The organism is Rhizobacter sp. P2_G4 (assembly GCF_056403575.1).
Genome location: NZ_JBFUFG010000011.1, coordinates 90,650 through 116,631 on the forward strand (window position 1 = coordinate 90,650; position 25,982 = coordinate 116,631).

20 protein-coding genes are annotated in these 25,982 nt (G+C 63.7%); 3 read left to right on the forward strand and 17 right to left on the reverse strand.

The genetic code is table 11. From position 1 onward, the window contains the following. Positions 1-2: 2 nt before the first annotated feature. The 3 genes from AC1DYS_RS27045 to AC1DYS_RS27055 are packed head-to-tail and all read right to left on the reverse strand — an operon-like array spanning position 3 to position 3,765. Positions 3-1,199, reverse strand: a complete 1,197-nt coding sequence (locus tag AC1DYS_RS27045) for a CaiB/BaiF CoA transferase family protein (RefSeq protein WP_477904659.1) — start codon at positions 1,197-1,199, stop codon at positions 3-5. Between the two features lie 58 nt (positions 1,200-1,257). Beyond that, the gene (locus tag AC1DYS_RS27050) at positions 1,258-2,772 is read right to left on the reverse strand and encodes a class I adenylate-forming enzyme family protein (protein WP_477904660.1); all 1,515 of its coding nucleotides are present in this window, start codon (positions 2,770-2,772) and stop codon (positions 1,258-1,260) included. 12 nt (positions 2,773-2,784) lie between these two features. Next, positions 2,785-3,765 (reverse strand): Bug family tripartite tricarboxylate transporter substrate binding protein, encoded by a 981-nt coding sequence (locus tag AC1DYS_RS27055; protein WP_477904661.1) that lies wholly within the window; start codon positions 3,763-3,765, stop codon positions 2,785-2,787. Between the two features lie 342 nt (positions 3,766-4,107). On the opposite strand from AC1DYS_RS27055, the gene AC1DYS_RS27060 reads away from it, so the two are divergent. Together AC1DYS_RS27060 and AC1DYS_RS27065 are read left to right on the forward strand one after the other, a co-directional pair. Next, positions 4,108-5,016, forward strand: coding sequence for a LysR family transcriptional regulator (locus AC1DYS_RS27060; RefSeq protein WP_477904662.1), 909 nt, complete (start codon positions 4,108-4,110; stop codon positions 5,014-5,016). Continuing rightward, a complete protein-coding gene (locus tag AC1DYS_RS27065) occupies positions 5,013-5,732 on the forward strand; it encodes a TetR/AcrR family transcriptional regulator (RefSeq protein WP_477904663.1) in 720 nt (239 codons plus the stop codon). Before AC1DYS_RS27060 ends, AC1DYS_RS27065 begins: the two co-directional genes overlap by 4 nt. A 27-nt stretch (positions 5,733-5,759) precedes the next feature. On the opposite strand, the gene AC1DYS_RS27070 is transcribed toward AC1DYS_RS27065, so the two are convergent. The 13 genes from AC1DYS_RS27070 to AC1DYS_RS27130 all read right to left on the reverse strand — a co-directional run bounded on the left by AC1DYS_RS27070 (position 5,760) and on the right by AC1DYS_RS27130 (position 24,178). Next, the gene (locus AC1DYS_RS27070; RefSeq protein ID WP_477904664.1) at positions 5,760-8,873 is read right to left on the reverse strand and encodes an HsdR family type I site-specific deoxyribonuclease; all 3,114 of its coding nucleotides are present in this window, start codon (positions 8,871-8,873) and stop codon (positions 5,760-5,762) included. After that, positions 8,851-9,900: a PDDEXK nuclease domain-containing protein gene (locus AC1DYS_RS27075; RefSeq protein WP_477904665.1), complete on the reverse strand. Its 1,050-nt coding sequence runs from the start codon at positions 9,898-9,900 to the stop codon at positions 8,851-8,853. Before AC1DYS_RS27075 ends, AC1DYS_RS27070 begins: the two co-directional genes overlap by 23 nt. 38 nt (positions 9,901-9,938) lie before the next feature. Further along, positions 9,939-11,132 (reverse strand): AAA family ATPase, encoded by a 1,194-nt coding sequence (locus AC1DYS_RS27080; RefSeq protein ID WP_477904666.1) that lies wholly within the window; start codon positions 11,130-11,132, stop codon positions 9,939-9,941. Position 11,133: 1 nt separating this feature from the next. Next, entirely contained in the window at positions 11,134-12,333 is a 1,200-nt protein-coding gene (locus AC1DYS_RS27085) for a restriction endonuclease subunit S (RefSeq protein WP_477904667.1), read from the reverse strand. After that, positions 12,330-13,886, reverse strand: coding sequence for a type I restriction-modification system subunit M (locus tag AC1DYS_RS27090; protein WP_477904668.1), 1,557 nt, complete (start codon positions 13,884-13,886; stop codon positions 12,330-12,332). The genes AC1DYS_RS27085 and AC1DYS_RS27090 overlap by 4 nt, the downstream gene beginning before the upstream one ends. 298 nt (positions 13,887-14,184) lie before the next feature. Further along, positions 14,185-14,364, reverse strand: coding sequence for a hypothetical protein (locus tag AC1DYS_RS27095; RefSeq protein ID WP_477904669.1), 180 nt, complete (start codon positions 14,362-14,364; stop codon positions 14,185-14,187). A gap of 242 nt (positions 14,365-14,606) precedes the next feature. Next, positions 14,607-16,559 carry a polysaccharide export protein EpsE gene (gene epsE, locus AC1DYS_RS27100; RefSeq protein ID WP_477904670.1) on the reverse strand — a complete coding sequence of 651 codons (1,953 nt, stop codon included), beginning with the start codon at positions 16,557-16,559 and terminating at the stop codon, positions 14,607-14,609. Between the two features lie 338 nt (positions 16,560-16,897). Continuing rightward, the gene (locus tag AC1DYS_RS27105) at positions 16,898-17,932 is read right to left on the reverse strand and encodes an alpha/beta fold hydrolase (protein WP_477904671.1); all 1,035 of its coding nucleotides are present in this window, start codon (positions 17,930-17,932) and stop codon (positions 16,898-16,900) included. A 142-nt stretch (positions 17,933-18,074) separates the two neighbouring features. Continuing rightward, the gene (locus tag AC1DYS_RS27110; RefSeq protein ID WP_477904672.1) at positions 18,075-19,256 is read right to left on the reverse strand and encodes an acetyl-CoA C-acyltransferase; all 1,182 of its coding nucleotides are present in this window, start codon (positions 19,254-19,256) and stop codon (positions 18,075-18,077) included. Then, positions 19,249-20,703, reverse strand: a complete 1,455-nt coding sequence (locus tag AC1DYS_RS27115) for an acetate--CoA ligase family protein (RefSeq protein WP_477904673.1) — start codon at positions 20,701-20,703, stop codon at positions 19,249-19,251. Before AC1DYS_RS27115 ends, AC1DYS_RS27110 begins: the two co-directional genes overlap by 8 nt. Beyond that, positions 20,700-22,283 carry a class I adenylate-forming enzyme family protein gene (locus tag AC1DYS_RS27120; RefSeq protein WP_477904674.1) on the reverse strand — a complete coding sequence of 528 codons (1,584 nt, stop codon included), beginning with the start codon at positions 22,281-22,283 and terminating at the stop codon, positions 20,700-20,702. The genes AC1DYS_RS27115 and AC1DYS_RS27120 overlap by 4 nt, the downstream gene beginning before the upstream one ends. A gap of 4 nt (positions 22,284-22,287) precedes the next feature. Then, positions 22,288-23,160 carry an SDR family oxidoreductase gene (locus tag AC1DYS_RS27125; RefSeq protein WP_477904675.1) on the reverse strand — a complete coding sequence of 291 codons (873 nt, stop codon included), beginning with the start codon at positions 23,158-23,160 and terminating at the stop codon, positions 22,288-22,290. A 25-nt stretch (positions 23,161-23,185) separates the two neighbouring features. Beyond that, a complete protein-coding gene (locus AC1DYS_RS27130; protein WP_477904676.1) occupies positions 23,186-24,178 on the reverse strand; it encodes a Bug family tripartite tricarboxylate transporter substrate binding protein in 993 nt (330 codons plus the stop codon). A 207-nt stretch (positions 24,179-24,385) separates the two neighbouring features. Between AC1DYS_RS27130 and AC1DYS_RS27135 the strand changes: the two genes are divergently transcribed. Continuing rightward, the gene (locus tag AC1DYS_RS27135; RefSeq protein ID WP_477904739.1) at positions 24,386-25,261 is read left to right on the forward strand and encodes an SDR family oxidoreductase; all 876 of its coding nucleotides are present in this window, start codon (positions 24,386-24,388) and stop codon (positions 25,259-25,261) included. A 15-nt stretch (positions 25,262-25,276) separates the two neighbouring features. Here the strand turns inward: AC1DYS_RS27135 and AC1DYS_RS27140 are convergent, their stop codons facing one another. Further along, on the reverse strand, positions 25,277-25,975 hold the full coding sequence (locus AC1DYS_RS27140) for an alpha/beta family hydrolase (protein WP_477904677.1): 699 nt from the start codon (positions 25,973-25,975) through the stop codon (positions 25,277-25,279). Positions 25,976-25,982 lie beyond the last annotated feature (7 nt).

The following is a 25,982-nucleotide window of genomic DNA, read 5'->3' on the forward strand; positions in this document are numbered from 1 at the left end:
CATCACACCACGCCGGCATCGCGCAGCGCGCCGACCTGGGTGGACGAATAGCCCAGCTCGGCGAGCAGGCCCTCGGTGTGCTGGCCCAGGGCGGGCACGCCGTCCATGCGGGGAGCGTAGCGGTTGTTGCTGGCCGGCGGCAGCAGCGCCGGCACCGGGCCGGCGGGCGTGGCCACTTCCGTCCAGCGGCGGCGCGCCTGCAGCTGCGGGTGCTGCCACAGCGAGGCCGTGCTGTTGACGCGTGCGTTGGCAATGCCGGCGCGGTCGAGCCGAGCCTCGGCCTCTTCAACCCCCACACCGGCAAAGCTGGCGGCGAGCTTGTCGTCTAGCACCGCGCGGTTGGCGGTGCGCTGCGTGTTGCTGTTGAAGCGCGGGTCCTGCGCCAGGCCCGGCTCGCCCAGCACCTCGTTGCAGAAGCGCTGCCACTCGCGTTCGTTCTGCACGCCCAGCAGCAGCGTGTGGCCGTCGTCCAGCGTGAGCGGGCCATAGGGCGCGATGCTCGGGTGCGAGGCACCAGTCCGCGGTGCCGGCGGCTGGCCGTTAAAGGCGTAGTACATCGGATTGCCCATCCATTCGGTGAGCGTCTCCAGCATCGCCACGTCGACGCGCGAGCCGGTGCCGGTGCGCTCGCGCAGCAGCAGCGCCGAGAGGATGGACGAGTACGCATACATGCCCGCACTCACGTCCGCCGCCGAGAAACCCGCGCGGGCAATCGAGTCGCCGTTGCCTGTTGCAGACAGCAAGCCGGCCTCGGCCTGCACCATCAGGTCGTAGGCCTTCTTGTCGCGGTAGGGACCGTCGTCGCCGTAGCCGGAGATGTCGCACACCACCAGGCGCGGGTGCGCGGCGGCCAGCGCTTCGTACGACAGGCCCAGGCGCGCCGCGGCGCCCGGCGCGAGGTTCTGCACCAGCACGTCGGCACGCTCCAGCAGCGCTTCGAGAATGGGCTGCGCCTGCGCGTGCTTCACGTCCAGCGTGAGGCTTTCCTTCGAGCGGTTGGCCCACACGAAGTAAGACGACTGGCCGCCCACGCGCTGGTCGTAGCTGCGCGCGAAGTCGCCCACGCCGGGCCGCTCGATCTTGATGACACGCGCGCCCTGGTCGGCCAGGTGGCGCGTGCACACCGGCGCGGCCACCGCGTGTTCGAGCGCCAGCACGGTGATGCCGTCCAGCGGGCGGGGTGAGTTTGATGCGTTCATGCCCACAGCATGGCCATGCCGCGGCCATCGCGCAATTCGCGAATGCCGAAGGGGGTGTTCACGGTGGCAGCATCGCCAGTGGCGGCAATAGAGCCAACAGCTCGCGCTTGAGCACCTTGCCGCTGTGCGTCATCGGAAAGGCATCGACCACCTCGATGCGCGCCGGCCGCTTGTAGGGCGCCAGCTGCTCGCGCAGGTGGGCGTCGAGCGCGGCGCGGTCGAGCGTGCAGCCGGGCTTGAGCGTCACGAACGCCACCACCTCTTCATTGCCATCGCGCTCCGGGCGGCCCGCCACCGCGGCGCCGCGGATGGACGCAAACGCCTGCAGCGCCGCCTCCACCTCGCCGGGGTATACGTTGAAGCCCGAGCGGATGATCATTTCCTTCAGCCGCCCCACCACGAACAGCGCGCCGTCGGCATCGACGTAGCCGAGGTCGCCGCTCGCGTACCAGCCGCCGGGCTTCATCACCGCAGCGGTGGCGGCCTCGTCGCGAAAGTAGCCCGCCATCAGCCCGCGCCCGCGCAGCCAGATCTCGCCACGCTCAACGGCCGGCAGCTCGGCACCATCGGACCCGACGATGCACAGCTCGGCACCTTCGACCCGGCTGCCGGCCGACGTGTCGGTGCGGTGCTGGCCGAGCGCTGTCACGTGCACCGAGCCTGCGTATTCCGACAGGCCATAGCCGTGGTGCAGCGGCTGCGCAAAGCGCGCCTCCACCTGCTGCTTGAGCGGCAGGTCGAGCGGGCCCGCGCCGGTGTAGACATAACGCAGCGCCGGTGCCTCGGGCCGCGCGATGCCCTGGTCGTCCAGGTATGCCAGCAGCCGAGCAAACAGCGTGGGCGGCCCCTGCAGCTGCGACACCCGGTGGTGCGCCAGCGCATCCAGCACATCGGCCGCATCGAACTGGCTGCGCATCACCAGGCTCGCGCCGGCGTGCAGCGAGGCCATCAGCACCGTGCCCAGCCCGAAGATGTGGGTCATCGGCAGGTACGCATACGAGCGGTCTTGCGGCCCGAGCCGGCGTGACTGGGCCGACACCCGCCCGAAGTGCAGCAACCCATCGTGCGTGACCATCACGCCCTTCGGCACGCCGGTGGTGCCCGAGGTGAAGATGATGGCCGCCACGCGTTCGGCCAGTTCACCGGTCGCGGCGCGCGCTTCTTCGCGCAACGCGCTGTGCGCGAGGCCCGGCACCGATGCATCGGTGGCGTGGTGGCGCTCGGCATGGCGCGCTGCCGCGGCCGACACTGCCGAGGTGAAGTACAGCCGCCGCGCATCGGCCTTGGCCGCAAAGGCCGCCACCTCGCCCGGCGCCATGCGCGCGTTCACGCCGCAAGACCAGGCGCCCACGCGGCTGCAGGCCAAGATCAACGCCACGTGCTCGGGGCAGTTCTCCGCCACGACGAGCACGCGGTCGCCGGTGCGCACGCCGTCTGCGCGCAGCTCGTGCTCCAGGGCATCGACCAGCGTGCCCAGCGTTGCGAAATCAACGTCTCGGTCGCTGAGGTGCAGGAACGGCCGCGCCGGCTCGCGCTCGCGCCACGCGTCGAAGGCTTCATGGATGCGCCGCATGCCGGCCGCCCCTCACTCGAACTTCATACCGGCCGTCACGCCGCGCCACATCTCGAAGTCGCTGCGCTGCTGCGCCGCCAGCTTCGCCGCGTCGCCTGCCCAGGGCTCGTAGCCCTGCTCGGCCCATTGCTTGCGCAAGCCTTCATCGGCGAGCGCGCGGTTGACGGCGGCGTTGAGCTGCTTCACCGGCCCGGCCACCATGCCCGCCGGGCCGTACACGCCATACCAGCCGATCACCTCGTAGCCCGGCAGGCCGGACTCACGCATGGTGGGCACCTCGGGCATCGACGGGTTGCGCCCGCGCGAGGTGACGGCCAGCACCCGCACGCGGCCCGACTGCTGGTAGTTGCGCGCGGTGCTCACGATGTCGAACATCATCGTCAGCTGGCCGCCGATCACGTCGGTCATGGCCGGCGCGTTGCCCTTGTACGGCACGTGCGTGAGCTGCGTGCCCGATTGTTTGGCGAACAGCTCGCCGCTCAGGTGGTTGGACGCGCCCATGCCGGCCGAACCGTAGAACACCTTGGCCGGGTTGGCCTTGGCATAGGCGATCAGCTCCTGCAAAGACTTGACCGGAAGCTCCTTGTTGACGACCAGCGCGTTGGCATAGCTGAGCACCGGCGCCACCGGCGTCAGGTCTTTGGCGGGGTCGAGCGTCATCGTCTTCAGCACATGCGGGCTGATGGTGAGCGTGGGGCTGGCGCCGAAGTACAGCGTGCTGCCATCGGCCGGCGACTTGGACACCATCTCTGCGCCCAGCAGGCCGGCCGCGCCGGGCCGGTTGTCGACGATCACGGTACTGCCCAGCTCACGGGCGAGCAACGGCGAGAACTGCCGCGCCGCCGTGTCCACCGGCCCGCCCGCGGCATAGCCGACGACCAGCCGAACGGTCGCGCCGGCAGGCGCTTGGGCCCACGCCGGCACCGCGGTGACAGAAGCCAGCGCAGCCAGCAGGCCCAGCGCACGGCGCCGTGCGAAAGATCGATGTGTCATGTTTGTCTCCTCTTTCTTGGTTAGCGACGAACCTCAGCCCAACTCCGCTCGCCTCAGCCCACCTCCGCTCGCTTGGGCCCCACCCCGGCCCGCTTGGGCCCCAACCCCGTTCGCCCTGAGCCTGTCGAAGGGTGCGCCGTGCACATCGCCGGCTTCGACAGGCTCAGCCCGAACGGATTCAAACCTCTTCTTGTGCCCGGGTGGCCGGGAGCCGGAGATTCCGACTGTGCCCAGCATGGCCGCCGCTCACACGCGGCGCCATCTGTATTTGCCGAAGGGGGTGTTCGCCCGGGCGTGGTGGGGGCGGATGATGAGGCGAGGCCTGCCGCACAATCGACCACCATGCATTTCGACCTGCTCGACCTCCGGCTCTTCGTCTATGTGGCCGAAGAATCCAACCTGCGCAAGGGCGCCGAGCGTGCCTGCATTTCGCTGGCTGCGGCGAGCACCCGCATCAAGCAGCTCGAAGACAACATCGGCGCCAAGCTCTTCTACCGCAAGCCTCAGGGTGTGGAGCTCAACCCCGCCGGCGAGGCCATGCTGCACCACGCGCGGCTGGTGCTGCAGCAGGTGGAGCACCTGAAGGTCGACCTGCGCGAGTACGCGAGCGGTATCAAGGGGCATGTGCGCATCCTCGCCAACACCACCTCCATCGGCGGCGCACTGCCGGCCGCGCTGGCGAGCTTCTTGGCGCGCCACAGCGACGTGAGCATCGACCTGCACGAGCGCCTGAGCCACGAGATCATCATCGCCATCAACGAGGCGCATGCTGACATCGGCCTCGTGGCCGGCAACGTCGACACCGAAGGCCTGGAGGTGCACGACTTCGTGGGCGACGAGCTGGTGGTGGTCGTGCCGCAAGGCCACCCGCTGGCGGCGCAGGGCGAGCAAACGAGCTTCGTGCAGACGCTCGACGAGCACCACATCTCGCTTGCCGAAGGCAGCGCGCTGGCCGGCTTCTTGCCACCGCTGGCGCGCGCCATCGGCCGCAACCTCGAGTTCCGCATCCAGGTGAGCAGCTTCGAATCCATCTGCCTGCTGGTGGAGGCCGGCGTGGGCATCGGCATCATCCCGCGCTCATCGGCGCTGCGGCATGCGCGCACGCTGAAGCTGCAGATCGTGGGCCTGAGCGACGAGTGGGCCAAGCGCGAGACCAAGATCGTCCACCGCGCGCACGTGCCCTTGCCCAAACTGGCGGCCGAGCTGATCCGCCACCTGGCGGACTTCAACACCGAGAAGACGCTGCCATGAAACGTGCCGCCCGACCCGCAGCCACGCCGGCCGCCGACAGCGCGGAGGCGACAGAACCCCAGGCGTCAGTGCAGCCAGCGCAGAAGACGCTCGCGCAGGGCGTGCCAGCACGCGGCAGCTACCACCACGGCAACCTGCGCGATGCACTCGTCATGCGCGGCATCGAGATCCTGGACACGCAGGGCTTCGACGCCCTGAGCCTGCGCCAGGCCGCACGCGATGTGGGCGTATCGCAAGCCGCGCCGCTGCACCACTTCGACGGCAAGGTCGGCTACCTGGCTGCCATTGCCACGCAAGGCTTTCGCCTCATGTTCGAGACGCGCATCCGCGCGCTGCGCGACCTGCAAGACCCGCGCGACAGGTTGCTCAGCGTGATGCTGGCCCACCTGCGCTTCTCGATGGGGCACCCCGCGCTGTACCGCGTGATGTTCGGCGCCGAGGTGCCCGCAAAGGCGCAGTTCCCAGAACTCGAACAGGCCGCGACACGCTCATACGGCATCCTCGAAACCTGCGTCGGCGACTACCTCAGCCACCGCAATGCCGACCTGAAGCTCGTGCGCTCCGCCACGCTCGCCGCGTGGACCGCCTGCCACGGCCTGGCCACCGTGATGGCCGACCGATCGAACGCATGGGACATCGTCGGCAAGGACGACCCGCTGAAGATCGGCCACCACGTGTTCTCGATCTTCATTGCGGGGTTGGATCACCAGGGGTGAGGTCAGGGGTAGCCGTCTGGATTGTGGTCAAACCCGCCCACCCACGCCTTTGAACTTCTCTACGAAGGCAGCGAGTTTTCGAAACACGCTCTGCTTCTTGGTCAAGTACTGAGGATTCAGCGGACTCATCTTCGGAAGAACAGCATTGAGCTCCGTGCCGTTGTCACTTGCAAACTCCCGTTTCAGCGACGTGGTGATATAGCGCTTGGCCGCTTCCGCATTCAGGCTCTCGGCGTTGATCAGCTCTTGCGCCTCTCGCTGTAGTTCTGCTTGAGCAAAGGCGAAGAAGGCGGCGATCACACTGGCTTTATCACCCATCTGGTCCAAGTCAGTCTGGTTGATGAAGTCGACCAGCAAGCCTTCCTTGGCACGGTTGCCCAAGCTGGCGCGTATTACCCGACGCACATCTTCCACCAACACGGCCTTGTCTTTGACCTTCCTGTTGTTTTCAAAAATCAGTTCCAGGATGTAGTCGAGGTTGATTTCTTGGGACTTCAGCAGGTCGACCTCAAAGATCACGTCGTCCCAGTCGATGGTGGACTTCTCCTTTTCGTCTGAAGACTTCTCCCGCCGCAACCAGTCCCGAACGTCGTTGTAGGTTGAGCGGTAGTCCTGAATCTTTCGCTCAGAAGGAATGTGGATCTCTCGCAAAGCGGCCAGTGCACCATCGTCGAGGTAGTGCTTGGCCTTGAATGCCTCCACCGCCGCCGGGTCATTCATGTCCACGCTCTGCAAGGCCTTCAGGCTGGCAAATTCGTCGTAGTTTTGCAGCACATGCTCAACGCGCAAATATTCGCCAAACAGCTTTGCGAAGGCCTTCTTGTCAGCCTCCTTTTCGATGGCTGCAGGGTCAGGAAAGCGGTGCTCCAGCTCTTTCACCACATCCACAAAGCCGCGCCGCGCTTCACCAGTCACCACATCGGTGAAGCCGTCCATGTACTCCTTGTAGCTCTTCTCCAGCACCACGTTCTTGGTGTTCTTGTCGCCGAACAAGGTGATGGCATCGATCGTCGCCTGCTCCAGATCGCGAAACGTCACGATGTTGCCGAACGTCTTGGTGGCGTCAAAGATGCGGTTGGTGCGCGAGTAGGCCTGGAGCAGGCCGTGGTAGCGCATGTTCTTGTCCACGAACAAGGTGTTCAGCATGGGGGCATCAAAGCCGGTCAGGAACATGCCCACCACGATCAGCAGATCGATCTCCCTGGCCTTGACCTGTTTGGCCAGGTCGCGGTAGTAATTCTGAAAGCCGTTGCTATCGACACTGAAGTTCGTCTTGAACAGCGCGTTGTAGTCTGCGATGGCCGCGCTCAGGAACTCCTTGGCGCTGCTGTTCATGGCTGACACGTCAAAGCTCTCGTCCTGGATCTCGCCCACTGCGTCTTGTTCTTCGTTAGCTGCAAACGAGAAGATGGTGGCCACTTTCAGGGGTTTGTCGCTGTCCTTCTGTAGCGCCTTGAAAGCCTCGTAGTACAACTTGGCGGCATCAACGCTGCTCACCGCAAACATGGCGTTGAAACCTCTGCCACCCGACTGCAGGCGATGGGTTTTCTGCCGGAAGTTGTTCAGGATGTACTGGGTGATCTCAGAGATGCGGTCGGAGTGCAACAAGGCCTGCTTGTTCTCTGCAGCGCTGAGCTTCTCCTCGTCCTGCTCTGTTTCAATGGCCTTGAACCGCGGGCGCACATCGTTGTAGTCCACCTTGAACTTCAGCACCTTCTCATCGCGAATCGCATCGGTGATCACGTACGAATGCAGCTCACGGCCAAAGACACTGGCGGTGGTGTCCGCGCCGAGGGCGTTCTGCGGCAAGATCGGCGTGCCGGTGAAGCCAAACTGGTAGAACTTCTTGAACTTCTTCTTCAAGTTCTTCTGTGCTTCACCAAACTGGCTGCGGTGGCACTCATCAAAAATGAAGACCACCTGCTTGCCGTAGATGGGCAGGTCAGCCTCGTTCTTCATCAGGTTGTTGAGCTTCTGGATGGTGGTGACGATGATCTTGTTGTCATCCTTGTCCAGGTTGCGCTTGAGGCCGGCGGTGCTGTCCGACCCGTTCACGCTGTCTGGTGAAAAGCGCTGGTATTCCTTCATGGTCTGGTAGTCCAGATCCTTGCGGTCCACCACGAAGAAAACCTTGTCGATGAAATCCAGCTCGGTGGCCAAACGCGCCGCTTTGAAACTGGTCAGTGTCTTGCCCGAACCCGTGGTGTGCCAGATGAAACCGCCGCCCTCCAGCGTGCACCAGCTCTTGGCCTGATAGGCGCTGTTGATCTTCCACAGAATGCGCTCGGTGGCGGCAATCTGGTACGGGCGCATCACCAGCAGCGTGTCGCTCGTATCGAAGACCGAGTAGCGCAGCAGCACCTTCAGCAGCGTGTCTTTCTGGAAGAWGGTGGCGGTGAAGTCTTTCAGGTCTTTGATGAGGCTGTTGTCGGCCTTCGCCCAGTTCATGGTGAAGTCGAAGCTGTTCTTGTTGCGCTGGGTGGTGTTGGCAAAGTAACGGCTGTCGGTGCCGTTGGAGATCACGAACAGCTGCAGATACTTGAACAAGGACTGCGCACTGTTGAAGCTCTCCTTGCTGTAGCGGTGCACCTGGTTGAACGCTTCGCGAATGGCCACACCGCGCTTCTTCAACTCCACCTGTACCAGAGGCAGGCCGTTGACCAAGATGGTCACGTCATAGCGGTTGGCGTGCGTTCCAGCCTGCCCGAACTGCTTGATCACCTGCACCTTGTTGCGGGCGATGTTCTTTTTGTCCAGCAAGTAGATGTTCTGGATGTGCCCATCGTCAAACACGAAGTCATGAACAAAATCGTCGTGGATCTTGCGGGTTTTCTCGGCGATGCCATCGCTGGGCTTGTCCAGCCAGGTCTCCACAAAGCGCTGCCACTCGGCGTCTGCAAACGGCACGTTGTTGAGCGCTTGCAGCTGCACGCGCACGTTGGCCAACAAGGCCTCGGGCGTGTTCAGGCCCCGCGGCGCCTCATAGCCCTGGCGAATGAGATCCTGAATGAACTCACGCTCCAGATCACCTTCGCTCTGGTAGCTCTCATTAACCTGCCAATCCTTGGTGTACCTGTCCAGAACGATGAAGTTCCTGGATTCGGCAATGGTCTTGTAGTCACTCATGAGGCTTGCTCTCATCGTCCTGAAACAGCGCGGTCAGCTCAGTCTCGATCTCCTCCACGGTCGGCAACTGCGACTGCACCGACAAGGGAATGTCTTTGGTGATGAACGAGCTCACGCCCATCGGTTTGTTGATGTCGCGCAGGGCGTACTCCACGTCCAGCTTGTCCTTGTCTTTGCACAGGATCAGGCCGATGGTGGGCTGGTCACCTTCGGCTCGCAGCTGGTCGTCCACCGCCGACAGGTAGAAATTGAGTTTGCCAACATATTCGGGTTTGAACGCGCCAGCCTTCAGCTCAATCACCACGTAGCACTTCAGGCGTGCGTGATAGAACAGCAAATCCAGAAAGTAGTCTTTGCCATTCACCGCCAACGGGTACTGCCGCCCGAGGAAGGCAAAGCCCTTGCCCAGCTCCAGCAAAAACCGGGTGATCTGCGCCACCAACTGGTTCTCGATGTCGCGTTCCACGGCCTGCGGCGCGAGGGTCAGGAAGTCAAACACATACGGGTCTTTCAGGCTTTGCTGCACCAGCTCTGACTGGGGTGCAGGCAGGGTCTTGAAAAAATTGCCCACCGCCTGGCCCGCACGCTCATGGAAGCGCTGCTCAATCTGCCACTCCAGCACCGTGCGGCTCCAGCCGTGCTCGATGCAGGCCTGCACGTACAGCAACACCAGATCCACTGACTTGACCTTGGCCAGCAAGGTACRCACATGCCCCCAGGGCATTTGTCCCACGGGCTGTGGGACAACTTCGAACTGAGGGCTGAAGAAGGCATAGAACTGCCGCATGGCAAACAGGCTGGTGCGCGAGAAGCCCTTCATGCCGGGGTAGCTGGCTTGCAGGTCCAGCGCCATCTGCTCCACCACCGCCGAGCCCCAGGCGCGTTCGCGCTGCCAGGCGTCCAACTGCCGGCCAATGTCCCAGTACAGGCCCAGCAGCTCGGCATTCACCGCCAGCACCGCGCGGGTTTGCGAGGCTTGAATGCGCTGTTTGATGGCCGCCAGTGCTTGGCGGTAATCGGTGTGGTGGGTGATCTTGCTCATACCTTCACGTCAAATAGAACTCACTTACCGAAAGTGAATTAACCAGCGCCTGGACCAAAGCGATACATCTCGCTGACCTGCCGAACCAAAAAAACCAGAACACGTTTGTCGTCTTCAGTGAGATCGACCACTTCTTCGCCCGCGTGCTTCGAATGACTGGAGAAATTGATTATTCGCGTCTCATATGGATTGGTCTTGCCGTCATCTGCTTTCGGCAATAAGTCGCCCCACCTCTTGTAACCAAGAAAAGTAGAGGTCTTTTCCAAGATATTTCTCAGAAAGTTGAAGTGATATTTGCTAATCTGACCGCTTGCAATGGCCTTCTCAAGCTCGGACTTCAAGTAGAGGTGATACGAAAACGGCGAATCATTGGGCTGGGGGATCAGCTCATAGGTTCCGTCTTCGAATTTTGTCATCCGATATTTGCCAAAACTCTTCTTCTTGTAGATGCCGTCGTCACTGTTCAGCTCGTTGTACAAGACGTTATAGAAAAGTGGATTGTGGGTGGTGATGATGAACTTGACTTCAGACTCGCTTGCTTTGATCAACTGCGCGAGGTCCACCGCCAATTGGATCAAATGGTTCTCATCCAGCGAGCTCACTGGGTCGTCAATGAATACATACTCCAACTGATCGAACTCGTTGGACTCACGATCGGCAGGCTCGGGAGCATTTAGAGCCTCAATGGCCAGCTCAAGCAGCGTGTAGAAAATACTCCAAATGAAATTGCTTTCCTCACCCTTTGAGATTTTCAGATTCCCCGAGTGCGTTGCATCACCGCGCTCCATCGAAAAGGTGACTTCCGAGAAGGCTTTGATGGTGATCTCTTTATCGTCTTTGTCTTTCTCTTTTCGCTCTACATTAAATCGCGGTGTGAGCTTGTCGTTGGTGTAACGCTGAAAGGTCGTGATGATGTTTTGATCTTGCCCTTGATCCTTCAGAACCCAGTCGGTAAACGAATTTGGTTGGATTTTCAGCTTGTGCTCAGCGTCCAGCTCCAAATCGTTATCCCAGTAAAACAAGTCCTCGGTGAAGGCGTTGTAATACAGGATTTTGTTGCGCGATAGCTCGGGCTGATCAGCGTCTTCACCGCCGTCGGTTTTGGGGGCGATCAGCTGTTTGAACTCACGCGAGAGGAGTGTTTTGCCGGTGCCGTTGAAGGCATAGATCAGTTGAGCCTTCTTGTTGGCATCACTCAGCTGCTGGGCGATTTCGGTCAGCGTCTTACTCATGTCAGGCCGCTACCTCTTCCGGCCTTGGGAAGCTCAACAGCAGATCGCGGTAATGCTCGTACTGCTTTTGGCGAAGCTCGATTTCGCGTGGCAGGCCTGCGCTGATGGAGTTGGTCAGGGCGTCGAATTTATCGAGGATGGAGACGATGCGTGCTTGTTCGGCGAGAGACTTCTTTGTGTCGCCTGGGTATGGAATCGGTATTCTCACCTTCTCCATTCCACTAATCAGCAATCTATTGACCTTCCCGCGAGAAACATGTTTCGCCTTCTCATCTATGAATGCGCTTGTTTGCATCACATAGGAAACAAACTTCGGATTCATCGGATGACGAAAGGCATAACTGTCATCGTGAATGGCGACCTTTCCACGTCCAACCCAGGCAACAGCCTTGCCAACATCTTCAACAGTCTCCCCGACACCGGCCATCACAACATCACCTGGCTCCGCATAGCGCAGTGAATCGGCCAGATCGCGTCTCACCTGAGAGAAAGCTTGATCCGTAAAGACGCCGTATCGGGTGTATATATCGCCGTAGTGAATAGCGCTGATTCCGCCCTCAACATAATCAGCCTTGGTGAAGCGCCTACCGCGAATAAATTCGCCAATCTCGCCCAGCGCCTTCCATTCAACGTCTGCTTCTCCAAAGCGCAACAACTGGTCGCGGTAGTGCTTGTACTGTTTCTTTCGGGCCCTATATTCGGTAGTCAGCTCGGCGGTCAGCTCGGTGAAGAGGTCCAGAATTCGGGTGATTTCCGCTTGGATTTCAAGCGATCTTTTTGGGTGTTCCGGGCAGGGGATGGGGATAAGAATATTATTCAAAATTGCCTGAGTCAGGCTTGGCCTTCCTGACCCTGTGTCGAGCGACATCAAATCAACAGTTTTTATGAAATGATATAAATACTTCGGAATAACTTTGGAAGCGTCGATATCCGTGTAGTAGATGGTATCGACGTTCCAAAATGGAGTTTCAACGTAAAAGACATTTGCGATCGAGCCTTTACGAGGAATCAATACGGTCGGTTTTTCATATAAATATTCATCAACATACCCCATGATTCCGCCCGAGCCATAGACGGGAACATCACCGGAATTCAAGCCTTTCCAATCTTTTCCGTGTTTTATCTTGGCAATCTGCTCCAAAGGTCGCCATTCGACTCCTGCGCCATCCAGCAGCTTGTCTATAAAGGCAACGCTGCTCATGCCTCCAACTCCTCGCCTTCAAGCTCAGCCACGATCGCATCAATCTCTTTTCGAAGTTGATTGATCCTGGCAACCGTGGTCTTCAGGGCAGCATTGAGCGCGGCAATGTCCACCACCTCGCGGGTGTCCTTGGCGTCGACATAACTGCTGACCGACAGGTTGTAGTCGTTGGCAACCACATTCTCGAAAGAAACAGACTTGGCGAAGTGATCCACATTCGCCTTGTTGTCGAACGCCGCCATGATCTGTTCGACGTGCCCGTCCAGCAGTACGTTGTTGTTCGTTTCCTTCTTGAACAAGCCGCTGGCATCAATGAACTGGGTGGTGGTGTCGGTCTTGTGTTTGGACAGCACCAGCACGTTCACGGCGATGGTGGTGCCATAAAACAAGTTGGGTGCCAGCGAAATCACCGTTTCCACATAGTTGTTGTCCACGAGGTACTGGCGAATCTTCTGCTCGGCCCCGCCGCGGTAGAAGATGCCGGGGAAGCAGACGATGGCAGCGCGGCCCTTGGCTGAGAGGTAGCTCAGCGCGTGCAGCACAAAGGCAAAGTCCGCCTTGGATTTGGGCGCGAGCACACCGGCCGGGGCAAAGCGGTCGTCGTTGATGAGGGTGGGGTCGTCTGAGCCTTTCCACTTCACCGAGTACGGCGGGTTGGAGACGATGGCGTCGAAAGGCTTCTCGTCGCCGAAGTGAGGCTCGGCCAGGGTGTCGCCCAGCTGGATGTTGAACTTGTCGTAGTTGACGTTGTGCAGGAACATGTTCATCCGCGCCAGGTTGTAGGTGGTGTGGTTGAGCTCTTGCCCAAAAAAACCGTCTTCGATGATGTGTGCGTCGAAGTGCTTCTTGGCTTGCAGCAGCAACGAGCCGGAGCCGCAGGCCGGGTCGTAGATCTTGTTGACGCTGGTCTGCTTGTGCATGGCGAGCTGGGCAATCAACTTCGACACATGCTGCGGCGTGAAGAATTCGCCGCCCGACTTGCCTGCGTTGGCCGCGTAGTTGGAGATGAGGAACTCGTAGGCGTCGCCAAACAGGTCAATGTGGCTGTCGTCGAAGTGGCCAAAGTCCAGCTCGGCAACGCCTTTGAGCACGGCCGCCAGTCGAGCATTCTTGTCTTTGACCGTGTTGCCCAGGCGGTTGCTGGTGGTGTCGAAGTCGGCAAACAGACCTCGGATGTCACGCTCCGACGGGTAACCCAGGGCGGAGCCTTCAATGGCAGAAAAGATGGCGGCCAAGGCGGTGTTCAGGCTCTCGTTGGTGTTGGCGCTGGCGGCCACGTTGGCAAACAGCTGACTGGGGAAGATGAAGTAGCCCTTGGTCTTGACGGCGTCGTCCCGGATCTCAGGTGTGATGACCTCATCGGAAAGCCCCACGTAGCGAACGCTGTCGTCACCGCCTTCGATGTAGGCCGCGAAGTTTTCGCTGATGAAGCGGTAGAACAGGGCGCCAAGCACGTATTGCTTGAAGTCCCAGCCGTCCACGGCACCACGGACATCGTTGGCGATTTGCCAAATGCGGCGTTGGAGTTCGGCACGTTGTTGGATGCTGGTCATGTCGTTTTCTGGATTCGATTCGCTGTTGTGGGCAGGGCTGAGCTGACAGCTTCTTGAGCACTATCGAGAGCAATGCCAATTGTCTCGACGGTAGGCAGGTCCTCAAGCCGTGTGCCAGTCTACGTGGGCCTTAGGCATACCACGGTTGAACTGCCCAGCCGTGCCTGACATGCCAAACGGCACCGATGGTGATGCCGCTGCTGTTCACGTCGAGCCGGCCCATCGGGATGACGAGCCGGTCGGCTCAGTCCCATCGCATGCTCGACGGCAGCGCGAGTGCAGCGGCTGCTCTGCTTGTCTAGGTGACTGTCGCTACCAGCCGGGCCATCAACGCGGTGATGCCGCTCATCTGCTGCGGGATGTCGGCGGCCAGCAGCGGAGGCGCGGCGGTCGTGGCGATCGCCAGCCGCAAGCCCGGTGCGAACAGCGCGAACTGCCCGCCATAGCCGAGGCCGTAGGCGATAGGCTGGCCGGTCATCTGCCCCGTGAACCACAGGTAGCCGTAACCCGAGTTCGTGATCGGCGGAAATTGCCAGGTTACGGGCCCCTGACGGGTCGTGCTGCGGTCGACCCATGCCCTCGGAACGACCGGCCGGCCCCGCCACACGCCGCTCTCGGCGATCGAAGATGCGCAGGTTCAAGGTATGGTGAGGACGTCATGGCGGGGTGCCCTCGCGGTTACCCTGAGATGGACCTTGATTCAGCCCAGGCCGGCACGAATCAGAAAAGGCTCTCGCGCACGTAAACCACATCCCCGGGCTGAAGCACGTCGGACATCGTGGGGTGCAGTTCCTGAACGTTTCCCGCCTCGTCACGCCGATGCACGCGCAAACCGCGCTGAGTGCCGCGCAGCGTGAGCCCGCCGCCGCTGGCCACGGCTTGCATCAGCGTCATGTCGGCTATGAGCGGAATCGGGCCGGGGCGCCGAACCTCGCCGTAGATGTACACGGTGGGCTGGCGGTCGATGTAGAGCGTGTCGCCGCCGCTCACGATAGGGTTCTCGCTTGGAGCGCCGTTCGCGAAAAGTGCGCTTACGTCGACACGCTGACGAAACCGCCTGCCATCGCGGGTGCCGCTCAGCGTGACAATCTCGCTGCCGCCTTGAGCAATACCGCCGGCCAGCGCCAGCAGCTCGCTCATCAACATTCCGTTTACTTCTATTGGATAACGCCCCGGCCTGTTGGCCATGCCCAGCACCGATGCCTGGTTTCCGCGCACCTGTACCAGCAGCACAGCGACCTGCGGCTGCTTGATGAAATTGCCGTTGCGCAGCCCGTCGGCGATCGCCTCCTCAACCTGCAGAATCGACAGCCCGCCGACGGCAACCTGCCCGAGCAGGGGATAAGAGATCATGCCGCTTTCGGACACGCGCGCATCGAGCGAGAGATCAGGGGTGAGGTACACGGAGATGCGCAGCACATCGCCGGCACCGACGACGTACTCGCGTCGCGTTTCTTCGGCCACAGGCCCAGCAGTGGCAGCAGTGGCAGCAGTGGCAGCAGTGGCAGAAGTCACTGCAGTGGCTGCAAGGGCTGTGGGCATCGCAAGCTCAGCTCTGGTTACTGGCGATGTCACCGCCATTGACTCAGGGGCCGGCGTAGAGCTGACGGGTTCTGGTGCAGCGGTTCTCGCTGCCGCATCGGTGCTTGCTGCGGCCTGGGCTTGTGTCGCTGCCTCGGCCCGGGCTTCCGCGTCGGCTCTGGCCACTGCATCGGCTCTCGCTATTGCGTCGGCCTGTGATGCTGCATCGGCATTTGCCTTTGCTTCAGCTCTCGCTACTGCTTCAGCTTTCGCTGTGGCATCGGCTTTCGCCATTGCATTGGCCCTTGCCACTGCCTCGGCTCTCGCTGCTTCGACGACTCTCGCCGCTTCGGCGACTCTCGCGGCTTCGGCTTTCGATTCTGCGGCAGCTATCACTGCTGCGGCCTTCGCTGCTGCATCGGCTTTGGCTGTTGCGTCAGCCCTTGCCGCTGCTTCGGCCCTCGCGATAGCCGCTGCTTTCGCCGCCTCGGCCCTCTGCGCTTTGGCGACTCTTGCCGCTTCGGCTTTCGATTCTGCGGCAGCTATCACTGCTGCGGCCTTCGCTGCTGCATCGGCTTTGGCTGCTGCGTCAGCCCTTGCCGCTGCTTCGGCCCTCGCGACAGCCGCTGCTTTCGCCGCCTCGGCCTTCTGTGCTTTGGCGACTCTTGCCGCTTCGGCTTTCGATTCCGCAGCCGCTTTCGCTGCGTCGGCTTTCGCTGCGGCATCGGCTTTGGCAATGGCGTTGGCCCTTGCTGCTGCCTCGGCCCTCGCGATGGCCGCTGCTTTCGCCGCCTCGGCTCTCTGTGCTTTGGCGACCCTTGCCGCTTCGGCTTTCGCTTCTGCGGCTGCTTTCGTTGCGGCAGCTTTTTGCGCAATAGCAGCCTTCCTCGCAGCGGATTGCTCCGCAGCGGTAGTCTTTTTAGCGGCGGCTTTCTCTGCTGCGACTGCTTTTGCAGGCTTCGCCGGCGTGTTCGTTGAAGCTGTCGTCTGTGTCTCCTTGGCAGCAGTGGCGCCGGTCGCGGCCGTGTTCGGCCGCGTCGTTCGTTGTCCCGGTGTGGAGGAAGTGGCGCCCGGATTCGTCGCACAGGCACCGAGCGCCAGCAGCTGCAATAGGCACAGGTACAGGCACAGGGTATGAATAAAAGCACGCAATGCACCAGCGGGCGGGGACGCTGGTTTGGCGCGTGGAGCAGCAAATGTGCATCTGAAACTGGGAGCGCGAACCTCGCTCCGAGCTGGACAAAGCTGCATGGCAATCCTCCGAACAAACCCGTTCAGCAATCTGGATGCCAAACCCTTTTCGCTACAAAACCGCTGCCTTTGCTCCAAACGCAAGGCTCAGATCGCCCCTCGCTTGCAAAGAACGCCTCAGCGAATCGTGTTTGCCGTAAGACTTGCACGGCGAGCGGAGGCCGCCATCGAGCAGCCGCGGCGAACAAACCAAGGGGTTCAGCCTGACGTGCTCAAGCGACCAACGGGCTCCGAGACATTCAAGGTGAGGTGGATACAGGCAGACCCGCTGCTGCAGGTTGCGCGCGCAACGCGAACTCATTGGCCACACCGGCCCGCATGGCCACGGCATCGGCGATCGAATCGATCGCGGCGTAGTGCACCATGTGCCCGTAGCCGGGCACCAGGATCAGTCGACTGTGGGGCAGCTCGCGGTGCAGGCGAACCGAGTGGTCCGCCGGATCGACGACACGATCGAGCGCACCGGCCATGATCGTCACCGGCATCTTCAGTTCACCGTAACGCTTGCTGAGGTGCGACGCCGCAGGAATCATGAATGCGGCGTCTTCCGCATTGGCGCGAATCTGCAGCGGGCGAATCATCATCTCGCGCGACTGGGTCGAGAAGAAGTCGGGCGGGATGTCTCTCGGTGCGAACATGCCTTTCGCCACGGGTTTGATCAAGGCACGGGCCGTGAGAGCGGTGACGGTGTAGCGCATGACGTCGCCCAGCACAGGCAGTGCGACCGGTACAGTCAGTATCGAATCGATGCGCGCGCTCGGGTAGTAGTAGCCGCCCAGCAGCACCAGCTTGTCCACCCGTTCCGGAGCGTCCAGCGCCATGGCGAGTGCAACGCACGTGCCCAGCGAGTGGCCGACGATGGTCTCGCGATCGACGTTCAAGGCGCTGAGCGCGCGAAGGAGCAGCTGCCCTTGCGCCGCTGGCGTCCAGAGGCGATCACGTGGTCGATCGCTGTAGCCAAAGCCGGGCCGATCGAAAGCGATGACCCTGTGATTGAGCGCCAGGCGATCGACAAGGCCGCTGGCCATGAAGTCGAGCAGCGACACGGTGTTGCCATGGATCAACACCACAGGCGGTCCGTCGCCGCGCTCCACAAAGTGGAGATGTGTGCCGTCGATCTCGATCAGACGACCGGATGGCGGGTGCCTCTTTTGTGCGCGACGCGCCTGGTATTCCACCCAGGCAGCGGTTGCGGCTCCAGCCAGCGCGGCACCCGCCGCGATTTGGACGGCCCGAGGCGTGCGGGCAAGTGTCTTGGTGGTGTTCGTTTGCATGGGGCGATCAGGGAGTGGAGATGCCTGAATGCAGCATGACCCAGCGCACCCAGCGAAGCCACTCCCGAAATCGCAAATGCGAGTAGGAGCCGACTTACTTACGGCTCGCGTTGCGCACAGCCGGACTCCAGCAGCTCGTGGTTCAGCCGCGCGCCACCTCGAACAACCCTGCCGCGCCCATGCCGCCGCCCACGCACATCGTCACCACCACGTAGCGCACGTCGCGGCGCCGGCCTTCTGCGAGCGCATGCCCGGCCATGCGGGTGCCCGACATGCCGAACGGGTGACCGATGGTGATGCCACCCCCGTTCACGTTGAGCCGGTCCATCGGGATGCCGAGCCGGTCGGCGCAGTACAGCACCTGCACGGCGAAGGCTTCGTTCAGTTCCCACAGGCCGATGTCGTCGACGCTCAGCCCGTGTTGCTTCAGCAGCTTGGGCACGGCGAACACCGGGCCGATGCCCATCTCGTCGGGGGCGCAACCGGCCGTGGCGAAGCCGCGAAACCAGCCCAGCACGGGCAGCTGGCGCTGTGCCGCCTGGTCGGCATCCATCAGCACGCAAGCGGCGGCGCCGTCGGACAGCTGGCTGGCGTTGCCGGCGGTGACGCAGCCGCCTTCGTTCACCGGCTTCAGGGCCGACAGCGCCTCGGCCGTGGTGCCGGGGCGAGCGCCTTCGTCGCGCGAGAGGGTCACGCCTTCTTGCCAGACCTTGCCGTCTTTGTCCTTGCGCGACATGGTGGTCTCGATGGGCACGATCTCGGCGTCGAAATAGCCCGCGGCCAGCGCGGTGGCGTAGCGCTGCTGGCTTTGCGCGCTGTAGTCGTCTTGGCGTTGGCGGCTGATGCCGTAGCGGCTTGCAACGAGATCGGCGGTGTCGATCATCGGCATGTAGACCTCGGGCCGGTTGGCCGCCAGCCACGGCTCTTCGCGCATGAAGCGGTTGGTGTGCTCGCGCACGCAGCTGACGGACTCGGTGCCGCCAGCCACGGCGATGCCGAGCGAGCCGGCCTGGATGGCCTGTGCGGCGATCGCGATGCTCTGCAGGCCCGATGAGCAATAGCGGTTTACCGTCATGCCGCTCACGTGCTCGGGGAAGCCGGCGGCCAAGGCGCTGATGCGGCCGACGTTGAAGCCGTTGGCGCCTTCAGGGAAGGCGCAGCCGAGCACCACGTCTTCGACCTCGGCGGCCTCGATGCCGGCGCGTTGCACGGCGTGGCGCAGCACGTGGGCGCCGAGCGTGGCGCCATGCGTGAGGTTGAGTGCGCCGCGAAACGCCTTGCCGATCGGCGTGCGGGCGTAGGACAGGATGGCTGCGTCAGGCATGCAAGGTGTCTTCTTCAGGGTTCGAGATGGCGGACGAGGCGAGCGCGCCCAGGTGTTCGGCGTGGCCGGCGATCTCGCGCAGCGCCTCGGCTTCGCCGGCGAACACCGGCAGCCCTTGTTCGCTGAAGGCCACGCGCACGCGCGGGTGCGGGCTGTAGACCCACAGCGGCTTGCCGCTGGCCAGCGTGGCGGCACGGCAGTCACGCGAGAAGCGGTCGACGTCGTAGCTCGGCCCGCCGATGGCCAAGAGGCCGAGCACGACGCAGTCGACCGCCGGGTCGGCCATGGCGCACTGCATCACCTCACCCAGCAGCGCTGGGCGGGCCAGCAGCATCGCGGTGAGATCGATCGGGTTGCGGTTGAGAGAGAAGTCGGGCAGCAGTTCGCTCAAGCGCGCCTGGCTGGCCGGCGACAGTTGCGCCAGCGTGATGCCGGCGCGGCTGGCTTCGTCGGCCGCAATGACGCAGGAGGCACCCGAGTTGCTGACGATGGCGAGCCGGGGGGACGACGGCAGCGAGGCCATGGGGCTCTGCGCCCCGTCGGCACGCAGGTAGCCGGGCACGCAGCGCAGCATCTCGCCCATGTCGGCCACGGTGCGGCAGCCGCTGTCGGCGAACAGCGCGTCCAGCGCGTCATTGGCGGCACCGGCGGAGCCGGTGTGCAGGCCCGCCGAGCGGCAGCCGTCGGCCGAGCGCCCTGCTCGCACTGCCACCACGCACACGCCATGCTGGCGTGCCGCTAGCAGTGCCGCACGCATGCGCTCGGCGTCACTGACGTTCTCAAGGTAGAGCAGGATCAGGCGCACACCTGGCGACTGCGCCAGCGCGGCCACGAAGTCGGCGGTGTCGAGGTCGGCTTCGTTGCCGGTGGCGGCGACGCAGCGCACGCCGATGCCGGCCTCGCGCAGCAGCGCATACACCGAGACGCCGAACGCGCCGCTTTGCGACACGATGGCCACCGGCCCGTCGAGCGGCGCGCAGTCGGCATAGATGGAGGCGAACGACAGCACCGCACCGGTGTCGAACGAGGCCACGCCGATGCTGTTGGGCCCGAGCAGGCGAATGCCACCGCGGCGGCAGATGTCGACCAGCTTCTGCTGCTCGGCCAGCCCGTGCGCACCGACCTCGGCATAGCCGGAAGCGAACAGCACCACGGCGCGCACTCCGAGGCTTGCGCACAGGTTGAGCTGGGCTTCGACCGCGTCGGAGCCGACGCACAGGATCACCGCGTCGGGCACCTCGGGCAGCGCGTCGAGCGAGGGATAGGCCTGCAGCCCCTGGATGAGTTCGGCACGCGGGTTGACCGGGTAGACGCGGCCGCGAAAGCCTTGTTGCGCCAAGTACTGCAAGGGCCGACCGCCGACCTTGTGCGGACTGTCGGACGCGCCGACGACGGCGATCGACGCAGGGCCCAGCAAGGCCTGCAAACCATGCGAGGCGGCCGTCATGGCGTGCCGCCCGCGTGTGCTTCCGTTTCGACCGCTGCTTCCGCGACGTCGGCGTTGGCCATCTCCTTGAGCTTGGCCTTCAGCAGCTTGCCCGTGCTGGTGGCCGGCAGCTGCGCCAGCGTGACCATCGTGCTGGGCACCTTGTACGGCGCCAAGCGCTCGCGTAGAAAGGCCTTGAGTGCCTGCGTGTCCACCGGCCGGCCGGCGACCGGCTCGAGGTAGGCGACCACCTCTTCGTCGCCGGGGACGGTGCGGCCCACGACGGCGCATTGCGCGATGCCGGGAAACTCGGCAATGGCGCGCTCGATCTCCGCCGGGTACACGTTGAAGCCGCCGCGAATGATCATCTCCTTGCTGCGCCCGGCGATGGACAGGTCGCCATCGGGGCCGAAGACGCCGATGTCGCCGGTGTGCAGCCAGCCGCGCTCGTCGATGGCGGCGCGCGTTTGCACCGGGTCACGAAAGTAGCCCTTCATCACGTTCGGGCCGCGGATGCAGACCTCGCCGCGCTCGCCGGTGGGCAGTGCGTGGCCATCGGCACCCTGCACTTCGACCGCGATGCCGGGAAGCGGCCAGCCGGCGGTGATGTCGCGCGGCGGCGCATGGCCGATGGTGCGCGTGGCCGCGGGTGCCGACTCGGTGAGCCCGTAGCCATGGTGCAGGCGCAGGCCGAGCAAGGCCTCGGTCTGCGCCTTGCGTGCAGCGTCGATCAGCGAGCCGCCGATGTAGATCATGCGCAGCCGGTTCGGCACCAGCGTGCGGCCCTGCTGCCCGCACCACTCGTGCAGCCGCGCGTACATCGCCGGCACGCCCTGGAAGGCGGTGATCTCGCCGCTGGCGATGGCGTTTGCCAGCACCGGCGCAGAGAAGCGGCCCACCAGGCGCAGCGTGGCAACGGCGCGCAGGCCGCACAGCAGTGCACTGATGAGGCCGAAGGAATGCGAGATCGGCAAGGCGTGGAAGATCACGTCGTCGGGCAGCAGCACGGCCTGCTGCAGCGACGCACGCGTCACGAAATCGAGGTTGGCGTGCGTGAGCATCACGCCCTTGGGCAGGCCGGTGCTGCCGGAGGTGTAGATCATCACGGCGACGTCATTGGGGTCGCCGTCGTTGTCGCTGTTGTCATCGACGTCGGCCGCCGTGCCGGCGCCGGTGCAGACCTGCAAGCGCCCTTGTGGCAGTTGCTGCAGCGCGAGCGTTGCGCCGCCCGCTTGTCGGCGCTCGGCATGGGCCGTGGCTTCGGCTGACGACGCGCTCGCGTAGTACACGAAGCGCGGCTCGCAGTGCTGGCAGATGCCATCGATCTCGCCGCCCGACATGCGCGCATTCAGCGGCACCGCCCAGGCGCCGGTGCGCATGGCGGCGAACAGCGCCACCACCATGTCGGCGCTGTTCTCGCCCACCAGCACGAAGCGGTGGCCGCGGCCCAGGCCCGCAGCCGCGAACTCTTGCGCCGCCGCGGCAATGCGGGTCGCGAGCTCGCGGTACGACAGCCTGCTGCCATCGTCGAGCACCAACGCCGGGTGCTCGCCCCGGCCTTGCGCCACCACGTCGTCGATCAGCTCACCGATGCCGGCCATGTGCTCAACCCGCCTTCGATTTGTCGCGCTCGTCCTGGCCGCGGATGGCCTCGCGCATCTCGCGCCATTGCGCATCGCTCAGTTCGGCGAGGTCGGTGAACGAAGCGCCGTTCTGGCGGTGGCCGGCACCGTCGATGGCGATGGTCTCGCCGGTCAGCCATTCCACGCCGTCGGCCATCAGGAACACCGCAAGGTTCTGCAGCTCGGTCATGCGGCCGAGCCGGTTCATCGGGTTGCGCACGGTGTCGTCGGTCCACTGCGCCTTCGGGCTCAGCCGTGCATTGGCGCCTTCGGTCGGGAAGATGCCCGGCGCGATGGCGTTGAGCCGGATGCCGTAGCGGCCCCACTCGATGGCGAGCGACTTGGTCATCACGTCGACGCCGGCCTTGCTCATGGCCGATGGCACGACGAAGGGCGCGCCGGTGCGCACCCAGGTGACCACGATCGAGATGACCGAGCCCTTGTGGCCGCTTTCTATCCAGCGCCGGCCGACGTGGTGGGTGGCGTAGTAGGTGCCATGCAGCACGATGCCGGCCACCGCGTCGAAGCCCTTCGGCGACACGTCTTGCGTGCGGCTGACGAAGTTGCCGGCGGCGTTGTTGACCAGGCCGTCGAGCGGGCCGTAGTCGCTCCAGATGCGGCCGATCATCGCGTCTACGTCTTCGGCATGGCGGATGTCCACCGCGTGCGTGACCACCACGCCGCCGTACTGCGCCATCAGCTCGGCCGCGCTGGTGTCGAGCACCGGCTTGCGGCGGCCGCAGATGTGCACCTCGGCACCGAGTTCGAGGTACCGGGCGGTGATTTCGCGGCCCAGGCCCGAGCCGCCACCGGTGATCAGGATGCGCTTGCCCTTGAGCAGATCGCGTTGAAACATGAGGCGTTCCTTGTTGCTGAGGGGCTCAGTCGAGCGTGATGTTCTTGGCCTTGATGACGGGCGCCCACTTCGCCGTCTCGGCCTGGATGAACTTGGCGAAGGTAGCGGAATCGATGGGCGCCGGCACGATGAGCCCGACCGCCTCGAACTGCGCACGGAATGCCGGGTCGCGCACCGCCACGGCGATGGCCGCGTTGAGCCGGGTCACGATGGCAGGCGGCGTCTGCTTCGGAACCAGCAGGCCGAACCAGGTGCTGACGTCGAAGCCCGGCACGCCGGACTCGGCCACGGTGGGCACGTCGGGCAACGCGGGGAGTCGCTTCGCGCTGGTCACCGCCAGCGCGCGCAGCTTGCCGCCTTTGATGAGCGGGATCGACGAGCCCACCGAATCGATCATGAACTGCGTCTCGCCGCCGAGCACGCCGTTGAGCGCCGGTGCGCTGCCCTTGTAGGCCACGTGCAGCATCTGCGTGCCGGTTTCCGACTGCAGCAGTTCGCCGGCCAGGTGCAGCGTGCTGCCTACGCCGGTGGTGGCATAGGTGGCATCGCCGGGCTTGGCCTTGGCGGCGGTGATCAGCTCGGCTAGCGTGCGCGTGGGGCTCTCGGTGCGCACCACCAGCACCAGCGGCGTTTCGGCAATGCGCCCCACGGCCGTGAAGTCGCGCACCGGGTCGTAGGCGAGCTTGGGGTAGAGCAGCGGGTTCATCACCACGGTGGCGGCCGCGGCCATCATCACCGTGTAGCCGTCGGCAGGCGACGCGGCCAGCGCCTGTGCCGCCAGCGCCGTGTTCGCACCGGGTTTGTTCTCCACGACCACCGGCTGCCCGAGTTCCTTGCGCAGGATCTCGCCGAACGAACGCGCCAGCACATCGGTGATGCCGCCCGGTGGGTAGGGCACCAGCAAGCGGACGGGCTTGTCGGGATACCCGGCTGCGAGGGCCGAACCGGCGGATACCGCCCCGAGCAGGACGCCGAGCACGCAGGCCACGACGCGGGCAAAACGATGGGAGACGATCATGGCGGCACCTTTTGAGCTCGACTAATCTAGTCAGTGACTAGTTTAAGAATCTGGCTCCCGGGCGGCATTGGGGGTTACTCTTAGGCAAAAGGCCCGGCCCGCCAACTATTATCTTTTCATCGACTAGATTTGGCGGTGTCGTACTTCATGGCGCCGCGTTCACGACTTTGGAGCTCACTGATGACGACCGACACGACGACGGACAAGATGTTGCAAGGCAAGGTGGTGGTGGTCACCGGCGCAGGCGCGGGCATCGGCCGTGACCTGGCGCTGGCCATGGCRCAGGAAGGCGCCCGCGTGGTGGTGAACGACGTGGGCGATGCCGCGCACCAGGTGGTCGCCGAGATCCGCGCCGCGGGTGGCGAAGCGCTGGCCAGCGTGGAGAGCGTGTCGGAAGCTGCTGCCGCCCAGCGCATCGTCGACGGCGCGGTGGAGGCCTTCGGCCGCATCGACGGCGTCGTCAACAACGCCGGCATCCTGCGCGACCGCATCTTTCACAAGATGGGCGTCGATGAATGGGACGCGGTGATCCGCGTGCACCTTTACGGCAGCTACTACGTGAGCCGGGCGGCGGCCAACCACTTCAAGGAACAGGGCGGTGGCGCCTTCGTGCACATGACCTCGACCTCCGGGCTCATCGGCAACCTGGGCCAGGCCAACTACAACGCCGCCAAGATGGGCATCGCGGCCTTATCCAAGAGCATTGCGCTGGACATGCAGAAGTTCAACGTGCGCTCCAACTGCATCGCCCCCTTCGCGTGGACGGCGATGACAAGCTCGATCCCCACCGACACGCCCGACCAGGTGGCACGCGTCGAGAAGTTCAAGCAGATGACGCCGGCCAAGATCGCACCGCTGGCGGTGTACCTGCTGAGCGACGCCGCGGCCGCGGTGAACGCGCAGATCTTCACCGTGCGCAACAACGAGATCTTCCTGATGAGCCAGCCGCGGCCGGTGCGCTCGGTCCACCGCCAGGAAGGCTGGACCGCCCGCAGCCTGGCCGAGCACGGCATGCCCGCACTCAAGGCCGCCTTCGTGCCGATGGAGCGCTCGGCCGACGTGTTCAGCTGGGACCCGGTCTGAGGCCGCTGGGCACGACTACGGCGATGACCTCGCCGTAACGAAGTCGGCCATCAGCTGAGCCGCGATGCGCGCATTGCGCTGCTTGACCGCTTCATCGGCTTCGCCTGAAAGCCCCTGTGTGCCCAACCCGTGATCGCCGCCGATCACATCGACTCTGACGGCACCTGCCGCCGTGCCTGCATACCGGTACAGCAACGAGGCGGCGCAATACGGGTCCTGTTCACCCATCACGAACAGCAGCGGCCGCTTTTCCTGCGCGATGCCTGGGTAGTTCTCTTCGGCGTCGGAACTCACGACGCCGTCTTTCGTTGAGCTGCACACGGGCGTCAGCAGCACTGCGCCCCGAACGCTCTTGTCGGCGGCGAGCAGTTTCCACGCCACGCCCGAGCCGAGCGACTTGCCGCCAACGAAGAGCTTGCCCTTGTCGACGCGTGCATCACGGCGCGCGCTCTCCAGCACGGCTTTCATGTCTTCCGCTTCAAGCTCCAGATCCTTGGACGGGCGGCCTTTCGGCTCGGCAGAAAAGTAGCCCCAGTCGAAGCGCACGGTGGCGATGCCGCGATCGACGAACTGGCGGGCCGCCTCTTCCATGATGGGCAACGCCATGTGATAGCCCGCGCCGGGCGCCAGCACGATGGTCGGGAACGGCCCCGCGCCTCGGGGGAACGAGACCACGGCACGCAAGGTCACGCCGCGTGGCGTGACGATCGACATGTCTCCG